We start from the raw sequence: 9,409 nt of genomic DNA on the forward strand, positions 1-9,409 counted from the left end.
CCGATGCCTCCTACCGACGACCGACCCGCCTTCGCCCGCGAGGGCCGCGACTGGCCGAACCGCGAGGCGAGCCGCTTCGTGTCCGCCGGCGGCCTGACCTGGCACGTGCAGGAGGCGGGGGCGGGCCCGGTGCTGCTCCTCGTCCACGGCACCGGCGCGGCGACCCATTCCTGGCGCGGGCTGCTGCCGCTCCTGGCGAAAGACTACCGGGTGATCGCCCCCGACCTGCCGGGCCACGGCTTCACCGATCCGCTGCCGACGCCCTCGCTGCCGCGGATGGCCCGGGCGCTCGGCGACCTCCTGCGGGTCCTCGGCTTGGCGCCCGAGATCGCGGTCGGACATTCCGCCGGCGCGGCGATCCTCGCCCGGCTCTGCCTCGACGGAGCCCTATCGCCGCGCCTCCTCGTCGGGCTCAACGCCGCCCTGAAGCCCTTCCCGGGCATGGCCGGCTTCATCTTCCCGGCGATGGCCCGCGCCCTGTTCCTCAACCCGGTCACGCCGCGGGTCTTCGCCTGGTCGGCCGACCGGGCGGCGGTGGAGCGGCTGATCCACGGCACCGGCTCGACCCTCGACCGCACCGGCCTCGACCTCTACCGCCGCCTGTTCCAGACGCCCGGCCACGTCGCCGGGGCGCTGGGCATGATGGCGCATTGGGACCTGATCCCCCTCGACCGCGACCTGCCCCGCCTCAAGGCCCCGCTGCTGCTGATCGTCGGCGGCCAGGACCGCACGATCGCCCCCGACGTGTCCTTCGGCCTCGCCGACCGCCTCGGCGGCCGGGCGCGGGTGGAACTGCTGCGCGGCCTCGGGCACCTCGCGCACGAGGAGAAGCCGGAGGTGGTGGCCGAGCTGATCCGGGCCGCGATGGCTCAGTCCCGCGCCCCGGCATAGCCTAACGCCGCCACCGACTTTCCCGCTTGCCACCCGCCCCGACCGCGATGATAGTGTCAACTTATGTTGACACTCGACGACGCGCCGCCGCGGGTCACGACCGCCCGGCGCAGACCCCGTGCGGTGGTGATCGGCAGCGGCTTCGGCGGGCTCGCGGCGGCGATCCGGCTCGGCGCGCGGGGCTACCGGGTGAGCGTGCTGGAGCGCCTGGACCAGCCCGGCGGGCGGGCGCGGGTGCACCGGCAGGACGGGTTTACCTTCGATGCCGGGCCGACCATCGTCACCGCGCCGTTCCTGTTCGAGGAGCTGTGGGGCCTATGCGGGCGATCCCTCGCCGACAACGTGACGCTGGTGCCGATGCGGCCGTTCTACCGCATCCGCTTCGATGATGGCGCCACCTTCGCGATGTGCGGCGAGGCCGAGGCGATGCGCGCCGAGGTCGAGCGCCTGTCGCCTGGCGAGGCACCCGCCTATGACCGCTTCATGGCGCTCTCGGACGAGCTGTGCCGGGTCGGGTTCGAGCAGCTCGGCGCGGTGCCGTTCGGTCGCCTCACCGACATGCTGCGCATCGCCCCCGACCTCCTGCGGATCGGCGGCCACCGCAGCGTCTACGGCCTGGTCTCCTCGGTCTTCCGCGACGAGCGCCTGCGCACGGCGTTCAGTTTCCACCCGCTCCTCATCGGCGGCTCGCCGTTCCGGGCGAGCGCGCTCTACTGCCTGATCGCCGCCCTAGAGCGGCGCTGGGGCGTGCATTCGGCGCTCGGCGGCACCGGCGCCCTGGTGCGCGGGATGGTGCGCCTGATCGAGGGCCAGGGCGGCGAGGTGCGCTGCGGCGCCGAGGTCGAGCGGATCCTGGTGACGAACGGCACCGCGCGGGGCGTGGCCCTCGCCGACGGCACGGAGATCGCCGCCGACGTGGTAGTGTCGAACGCCGATTCGGCCGTGACGGCGCTCCACCTGCTGCCTCCGGAGGCGCGGGGCTGGCGCGAGCGCCGGCTCGACCGGGCGCATTCCTCGATGGGGTTGTTCGTCTGGTATTTCGGCACGCGGCGGACCTATCCGGACCTCGCCCACCACACGATCCTGCTCGGCCCCCGTTATCGCGGGCTCCTCGACGACATCTTTTCCCGGAAAGTGCTGGCCGAGGACATGAGCCTCTACCTGCATCGCCCGACCGCGACCGACGCGAGCGTCGCGCCGCCGGGCCATGACGCGTTCTACGTGCTGGCGCCGGTGCCCAACCTCGCCGGCGGGCAGGACTGGGCGCGGCTCGCCGAACCGTTCCGGCAGCGCATCGCCGCGCGGCTCGAAGCCACCGTGCTGCCCGGCCTGTCGGAGGCCCTCGCCACCTCCCGGGTGACGACGCCGCAGGATTTCTCCGACGATTTTTTGGCGTTTCGCGGCTCGGGCTTCGGCCTCGAACCGATCCTGACCCAGAGCGCGTATTTCCGCCCGCACAACCGCTGCGGCGCGGTGCGCCACCTCTACCTCGTCGGCGCCGGCACCCATCCGGGGGCCGGGCTGCCGGGCGTGCTCTCCTCCTCCAAGATCCTCGATCGCGTGGTGCCGGATGCAGCCGTCTTCGCCTGATCCGCGTCGTCAGACGCCCTTCGCCGCGTCCCTGGCCCGCGCCGCCGACCACGCCGCCTGCCGGGCGGCGATCCGGGCCGGCTCGCGCAGCTTCTACGCCGCCTCGTGGCTGCTGCCCAGGGCGGTGCGCCGCGACGCCTACGGGCTCTACGCCTTCTGCCGCCTCTCCGACGACGCGGTCGACGGGGCGGGCGCCCGGGCCGACGCGGTGCCGCGCCTGCGGGCGCGCCTGGCGGCCGCCTATGCCGGCCGGCCCGCGAATGCGGCCGCCGACCGGGCGCTCGCCGAGATCGTCACCCGCCACGCGATCCCCCAGGCGCTGCCCGCCGCGCTCCTCGAGGGCCTCGCCTGGGACGCCGCCGGCCGGCGCCATCCGGACCTCTCCTCCCTCGTCGCCTACGCTGCCCGGGTCGCCGGCTCGGTCGGGGCGATGATGACGCTGGTGATGGGCGAGCGCTCGCCCGAGGCGCTGGCCCGGGCCTGCGACCTCGGCATCGCCATGCAGCTCACCAACGTCGCCCGCGACGTCGGCGAGGATGCCCGCAACGGGCGCCTCTACCTGCCCGAATCCTGGCTGCGCGAGGCCGGGCTCGACCCCGATGCGTTCCTGGCCCATCCCGAGCCGAGCCCGGCTTTGGCCGCCGTCGTCGCCCGCGTGCTCGCTGCCGCCGACCTCCTCTACGCGCGGGCGGGATCCGGCATCGCGATGCTACCGCCCGCTTGCCGCCCGGCCGTGCGCGCCGCCGGGCTGATCTACGCCGAGATCGGCCGCGACCTCACACGCAGCGGGCTCGATTCGGTGACCCGCCGCGCCCGGGTGCCGGGCGCCCGCAAGGCGCGGCTGCTTGCCCGCGCGGTCCTCACGTCCTCGTCCCGCCGCGCCGACCGGCCGGCCCTGCCGGAGGCGGCCTTCCTGGTCGAGGCGGTGACGGCGATGCCTGTGCCTCCCGCTGCCCCGCGGCCGGCCTGGTGGAACCTCGGCGGGCGGGCCGTGCGCGTGCTCGACCTCATCGAGACCCTGCGCGAGCGCGAGCGGTTCGGCGGCGCGGCCCCGTCGTGAGCCAGACGCTGTTCGCGCTGCTGGATTTCGGGCTGGTCTTCGGGGCGGTGCTGGGAATCGGGTTCTGGCAATTGTGGGTACTGCGGCGGGACAAGCGGCGCAGAGTGGCGCGCCGGGAGGACAAGTCGGGGGAGGCGTGACAAATCTTGACTGTGATGGACGCTGCGAAGATTTCATACGTAAACGTTAGCGGCTCTCCCGGGATTTTTCGAAGCAGTCAATCAACAGCTCCGTGAGTGCTCCCACCTTCGGCGCCGGATGCCGACCCGGTGGACGAACGACGTAGATGCCTGCCGGCGGCGGCGGATAGCGCGTCATTACGGCTACGAGCGCTCCGGAGGCCAAGTAGTCCCCGGTGATGCCATCGGGAAGCCAGGCGATCCCGAGACCTGCGGTGGCCGCCGCAACCAGGGCCGTGCCGTTATCGGCCTTGAAGCGCCCGCGCGGGCGAACCGTGACGATGTCGGCGCCGTCCATGAACTGCCAGGATTCGTTGCCCTGCATCAGGGATTGGTGAGCGAGCAAGTCTTCCGGGATTTCGGGCGACCCATGGGTGTCGATGTAGATCGGGCTCGCAACGAGCTTTCCATAAAGCGGCCCGACGCGCCGCGAGAGCAAATCGGAATCCGGCAGATAACCGACCCGGATCGCGCAATCGTAGCCCTCCGCGACGAGGTCGACGAACCGATCGGTGTAGCAAGTGTGGATATGGAGCCTAGGATGGAGCCTCGCCATGGTGGCGATGATCGCGGCGAAATGGCTCGGACCGAAGGTCAGCGGGGCCGCGACGCGGAAGCGGCCGCGAAGCTCGCCGTCCGGCATGATCGATTCCCGGCCTGAATCGATCTCGGCGCAGGCGCGGGCGGCGTAGTCCCGGAAGGTCGCCCCGGCCTCCGTGAGAGCCACCCCGCGGGTGGTTCGGGCGAGAAGCTGCACGCCGAGCTCCGTCTCGAGCCGCAGGAGCCGGCGACTGACCACCGATTTTGAGAGGCCGAGGCGACGCGCGGCGCCCGATACGCCGCCGGCATCGGCCACTTCCACGAAGGTCCGCAGCTCTTCGATATCCAATTCGGCGTTCCCCGTTGCGCGACGCACCGTAGCTCTCACGAGTACTATCGCATTATGGAACGCGGTGACAGGGTCTCCAGGCAGCCCACGGTCGAGGCATTGCTCGACCAGTCCGGCCTCGCCCACAGCAGATCAAGGAACAAACATGACCCGCCGCAACGGCCTTGCTTCTCTTCTTCGCCCTGAGGACTCCGTGCTCGTGCTGATCGACCATCAGCCCTACCAGCTTGCGAACGTGAATAGCCACGAGCCGCAGATGGTCATCAACAACACGGCGGGCCTGGCGAAGGCCGCCAAGGCTTTCGGCGTCCCGACGATCCTGACGACCGTGATCGCGGAGCGCGGCGGCCTGCTCTTTCCGCAGGTCACCGAGGTGTTCCCCGGCCAGGAGGTGTTCGACCGCACGTTCATCAACACTTGGGAGGACCGCAAGGTCGTCGAGGCGGTGACGGCGACGGGCCGCAAGCAGCTCGTCATCGCGGGATTGTGGACCGAGGTCTGCGTCGCGATGCCGGCGATCCAGGCCTTGGGCGAAGGCTGGGACGTGACGGTCGTCACGGATGCCTCGGGCGGGGTATCGGTCGAGGCCCACGACGTCGCGATCCGGCGCATGATCGCGGCCGGCGCGAACGTGATGACCTGGCTCGCCGTCGCCGCCGAATGGCAGCGCGACTGGGCGCGGGCCGAACAGGCGGCTGCGCTGACGGAGGTGATCACGCAGCATGCCGGCGGCAGCGGTATCGCGTTCCTGTGGGAACAGCAGCTGCTCAACACGCTCGTTCCCGGCACCGCCCGATAATCCGGGCTGGACGCAGCGTGATCCCGGGATTCGCCGCGAGACGAGTTCCGGGATCACGTCGTCTGATCGGAAGCCGAGTGGGGGCGGCCGCCCCCTCACTCAAGATCCAGCACCACACTCCGAAAACCCTGCGGCTTGCGCGCCGGGCAGACGTCGGCGTCGTCGCTGATCAGCTGCACCTTCTTGCCGTCGGCGGCGACGATCAGGCCCTCGGGCTGGAAGTCGGGGAGCGCCGCCAGCGCCTCCGCCACGCCCGCGACGCGGGACGGCGCCTCGCCGGCCGTGCCGGACCAGCGGTAGAGGTCGGCGGCCTCGCCGCCGCTGCCCGAGCCGCCGGCGATCAGGAAATACGCCTTGAGGCCCGGCGCGTAGGCGATGTCGCGGATGCCGCGGCCCTTGAGGTCGAGGGCGACGGGCTTGGCAAGCTTCGGGCCTGCGCCGCCCGCCAGCACCTCGGCCGGGTTCTCGAACGGCACCACCAGGGCGTCGTTGTCGGCGTTGAGCGGGTTGCGCAGGCCCACGAACAGGCCGCGCCCGTCGGGCATCGGGCTCAGGCCCTCGATGGCGAAGCCGCGCCGCCGCGGGCTCAGGCTCGCCTTGGCCGCGAGATCGACGGCGATACGCTCGGACAGGCGCGGGTCGAGGTCGGCGATGGCCTTGGCGAGGCCCTGGAACGGCTTGCCCTTCGGCGTCACCGCAGGGGCCTTAGGGTCACCGCCGACCGCGAGGGCGAGCATCTGGCGCGAGGCCTCGCGGGTGCGCCCCTCGGAGTCGCGGGCGTGGGAGCCCATCAGCACCAGGTCGCTACCGAGCCAGGCGAGGGATTCGAGGTCGGCCTTGGCGGGCTCCTCGCGGCCGCCGGTCGCGAGCGCCGCGTCGAGATCGCCGCCCTTGAGCATCAGCGGCGGGCCGGATTCGTCGGCCTTGTAGAGGCGCAACGCGTTGCTCTCGTCGTCGACCACCAGGAACCGGTCGCCGAAGCTGCCGGCCGGGTAGGGGACGGCGCCGGAGGCCTCGCACGGCCCCCAATGCATCAGAACCGGCCCGGTCTTCACCTCGGCACGCGCGCCTTGCGCCGGGAGGCAGAGAGCGAGCACGGAAACGAATCTCCCCAGGCGTTTCGAGCCCCGGCCCGTCATGGCGATTCTCCCTGGATCGCGGCCCGTCTTCAGCCAGAGCCGTCTTCGCAGTATTTCACGCGGGCCCGGATCTATTCAATGCTGAGGCGGAAAATTCTTCGTGTGCCCGGCCTTCGGCGGGAGGCGGCGGTGGCGCGTCAGGCTTCCTCCGGCGCGTCCGCCCCGCCGTCCCCCTCGCGCTGCGCGGCGACGAAGCGGCGGCGCGCCTCGGCCGCCTCGCGGAACGTCCTCGTGCGCGGCGCCTCGCGCGCCAGCTTGCCGATCTCGCGCAGGATCAGCTCGGCCTCGAACGCCGCGGCGCGCTCCGCCGCGGCGGCCCGGCTGTCGGCCCCGTGCGAGGCGGTGTAGCGCTCCAGCCCGTCGCGGCAGACCGCGACGCGGTATTCCAGCCACTCGATCACGTCGCCGAAGGCCCGGCCGCGGATCTCCGCAGCCGTGGCCCGGCGCTTCTTCTCGCTCACCCCTCGTCCCTCCGCGGCCCGGACGAACGATCCTCTCGCATATCGAGCGGCGATTCACCCGGCGGCGCGCCTCTCAGATGTGGAGGGCTTCGCCGAGCGCCCGCAGGTTCGCCTCGTGGAAGGCTTCGCCGAGGGTCGGGTGGGCGTGGATCGTCCCGGCGATGTCTTCGAGCCGTGCCCCCATCTCCAGGGCGAGGCCGAACCCCGCCGCCAGCTCCGAGACGCCGGCGCCCACCGCCTGGATGCCGAGCAGGAGGTGGTTGTCGGCCCGGGCCGTCACCCGCACGAAGCCGTCCTCGGCGCCGAGCGTCATGGCGCGGCCGTTGGCGGCGAAGGGGAAGAGGCCGGTGCGGATCTCGTGCCCGGCGGCCCGGGCCTCCTCCGGCGACAGGCCGGCCGAGACCACCTCCGGATCGGTGAAGCAGACCGCCGGGATCGCCACCTTGTGGAAGGCGCGGCGGCGCCCCGCCACGAGGTCGGCCACCATCTCGCCCTGCGCCATGGCGCGGTGGGCCAGCATCGGCTCGCCGGTGACGTCGCCGACCGCCCAGACGTTGCGCATTGAGGTGGCGCAGCGCTCGTCGATGCGGATGAACGGTCCGCTCATGTCGAGGTCGAGCCGGTCGAGCCCGAGATCCTGCGTGCGCGCCTTGCGGCCGACCGCGACCAGGATCACCTCCGCCGGGATCGTCCGGTGTTCGCCGCCGACCTCGACATCCAGCGCGTCGCCCGAGACCCCGGTCGCCTTGGCGCCGAGCAGCACCTCGATCCCAAGGCCCCCGAGGCGCCGGGCCACCGGCCGGGTCAGCTCGGCATCGTAGGCCGGCAGGATCCGCTCGGCCATCTCGACCACCGTGACCTTGGCGCCGAGCTTGGCAAACGCCGTGCCGAGTTCGAGGCCGATATAGCCGGCGCCGACCACCGCCAACGTGGCGGGGATCTTCGGGAGCGACAGGGCCTCGGTCGAGGAGATGACGCGCCCGCCGAAGGGGATGTGCGGGAGCGCCGCCGGAACCGAGCCGGTGGCCAGGATGACGTGCTCGGCCCGCACCCGCTCGGGGCCGGTATCGGTCTCGACGAGGCAGGTCTTGCCGTCGACCATCTGCCCGCGCCCGCGCAGGATCTTGACCCCGCCGCGCTTGAGGAGCGACGCCACGCCGGTGTTGAGCCGCCCGACGATGCCGTCCTTCCACGCCACAGTGCGGGTGAAGTCGAGTTGGGGCGGACCGGCCGAGAGGCCGAAGGGCGAGGCATCCTCGGCCTGGAGGAGGGCGGCGTGATACGCCTCGGCGGCGTGGATCATCGCCTTCGAGGGGATGCAGCCGACATTGAGGCAGGTGCCGCCTAAGCGGTTCTCCTCGACCAGCACCGTGTCGATGCCGTGCTGGCCGGCGCGGATCGCCGCGACGTAGCCGCCCGGGCCGCCGCCGAGCACCAGGAGCTTGGTGGTGATCTCGCCCACGGGTCAGGCCTCCATGAACAACGTCGCGGGCGTCTCGAGCAGGCCCTTCAGCGCTTGCACGAACAGGGCGGCGTCGTAGCCGTCGACCACCCGGTGGTCGAAGGACGCCGAGAGGTTCATCGTCAGGCGCGGCACGAAGGCGCCGTCGCGCCAGACCGGGCGCATCACCTGCTTGTTGACGCCGATGATCGCCACCTCCGGCCGGTTGATCACCGGCGTCGTCACGATGCCGCCGAGCGCGCCCAGCGACGTGATGGTGATGGTCGAGCCCGACAGCTCGTCGCGGGCCGCCAGCCCGTTGCGGGCGGCCTCGGCGAGGCGACGCACCTCGGCGGCCGCGTTCCACACGTCGCGGGTCTCGGCGTGGCGGAGCACCGGCACCATCAGGCCCGACGGGGTCTGGGTCGCGATGCCGACATGGATGCCGGCATGGCGGTGGATCACCTCCGCCTCGTCGTCGTAGTGGGCGTTCATCTGCGGGAAGTCCGGCAGGGCCCGCACCAGGGCCTGGACTAGGAACGGGATCAGGGTCAGCTTCGGACGACTGGTGCCGTGGCGCTGGTTGAGGGCGGCGCGCAGCTCCTCCACCGCCGTCACGTCCACCTCCTCGACGTAGGAGAAGTGGGCGACGCGGCGCTTGGCGTCGGCCATGCGCTGGGCGATGCGCCGGCGCAGGCCGATGACCTTGATCTCCTCCACGCCCGTGCGGGCGACGCGGCCGGCGGGCGCGGGAGCGGCGTCCTCGGGCGGAGCGTTGAGGAACGCGTCGAGGTCGTCGTGACTGACGCGGCCAGCCGGGCCCGTGCCGCGGACCTGACGCAGGTCGATGCCGGCTTCGAGCGCCCGCCGGCGCCAAAATCCGCCGCGGCGCCCAGCGCCACCGCAGCTGTGAGGCCGCCCGAGGCGCCGAAGCCGGCGCGGGCTGGGCCGGCTCCAGGC

General features: G+C 72.3%; 10 protein-coding genes. 5 read left to right on the forward strand and 5 right to left on the reverse strand.

The genetic code is table 11. The annotated features are described in order from the left end of the window. Positions 1 to 3: 3 nt before the first annotated feature. From bchO to ABZT49_RS31640, 4 genes are all read left to right on the forward strand, one after another. Positions 4 to 891, forward strand: coding sequence for an alpha/beta fold hydrolase BchO (gene bchO, locus ABZT49_RS31625; protein WP_355292238.1), 888 nt, complete (start codon positions 4 to 6; stop codon positions 889 to 891). Between the two features lie 63 nt (positions 892 to 954). Further along, positions 955 to 2,481: a phytoene desaturase family protein gene (gene crtI / locus ABZT49_RS31630; RefSeq protein WP_355292240.1), complete on the forward strand. Its 1,527-nt coding sequence runs from the start codon at positions 955 to 957 to the stop codon at positions 2,479 to 2,481. After that, entirely contained in the window at positions 2,462 to 3,541 is a 1,080-nt protein-coding gene (locus ABZT49_RS31635; RefSeq protein WP_355292242.1) for a phytoene/squalene synthase family protein, read from the forward strand. Before crtI ends, ABZT49_RS31635 begins: the two co-directional genes overlap by 20 nt. After that, a complete protein-coding gene (locus ABZT49_RS31640; protein WP_355292244.1) occupies positions 3,538 to 3,681 on the forward strand; it encodes a hypothetical protein in 144 nt (47 codons plus the stop codon). The genes ABZT49_RS31635 and ABZT49_RS31640 overlap by 4 nt, the downstream gene beginning before the upstream one ends. Before the next feature lie 46 nt (positions 3,682 to 3,727). Here the strand turns inward: ABZT49_RS31640 and ABZT49_RS31645 are convergent, their stop codons facing one another. Then, the gene (locus ABZT49_RS31645; RefSeq protein ID WP_355292246.1) at positions 3,728 to 4,609 is read right to left on the reverse strand and encodes a LysR family transcriptional regulator; all 882 of its coding nucleotides are present in this window, start codon (positions 4,607 to 4,609) and stop codon (positions 3,728 to 3,730) included. A gap of 145 nt (positions 4,610 to 4,754) precedes the next feature. On the opposite strand from ABZT49_RS31645, the gene ABZT49_RS31650 reads away from it, so the two are divergent. Further along, positions 4,755 to 5,408 carry a hydrolase gene (locus tag ABZT49_RS31650; protein ID WP_355292248.1) on the forward strand — a complete coding sequence of 218 codons (654 nt, stop codon included), beginning with the start codon at positions 4,755 to 4,757 and terminating at the stop codon, positions 5,406 to 5,408. Positions 5,409 to 5,503: 95 nt separating this feature from the next. On the opposite strand, the gene ABZT49_RS31655 is transcribed toward ABZT49_RS31650, so the two are convergent. The 4 genes from ABZT49_RS31655 to ABZT49_RS31670 form a co-directional block, all read right to left on the reverse strand. After that, entirely contained in the window at positions 5,504 to 6,505 is a 1,002-nt protein-coding gene (locus tag ABZT49_RS31655; protein ID WP_355292250.1) for a DUF3616 domain-containing protein, read from the reverse strand. 179 nt (positions 6,506 to 6,684) lie between these two features. Beyond that, on the reverse strand, positions 6,685 to 7,008 hold the full coding sequence (locus ABZT49_RS31660) for a hypothetical protein (RefSeq protein WP_355292252.1): 324 nt from the start codon (positions 7,006 to 7,008) through the stop codon (positions 6,685 to 6,687). 73 nt (positions 7,009 to 7,081) lie between these two features. After that, positions 7,082 to 8,470 (reverse strand): dihydrolipoyl dehydrogenase, encoded by a 1,389-nt coding sequence (lpdA, locus tag ABZT49_RS31665; protein ID WP_355292254.1) that lies wholly within the window; start codon positions 8,468 to 8,470, stop codon positions 7,082 to 7,084. Positions 8,471 to 8,473: 3 nt separating this feature from the next. Next, on the reverse strand, positions 8,474 to 9,409 hold a 936-nt coding region (locus ABZT49_RS31670), incomplete at its 5' end, for a dihydrolipoamide acetyltransferase family protein (RefSeq protein ID WP_355292256.1).

Origin of the sequence: Methylobacterium sp. EM32 (assembly GCF_040593685.1) — a bacterium.
Lineage (GTDB): Bacteria > Pseudomonadota > Alphaproteobacteria > Rhizobiales > Beijerinckiaceae > Methylobacterium.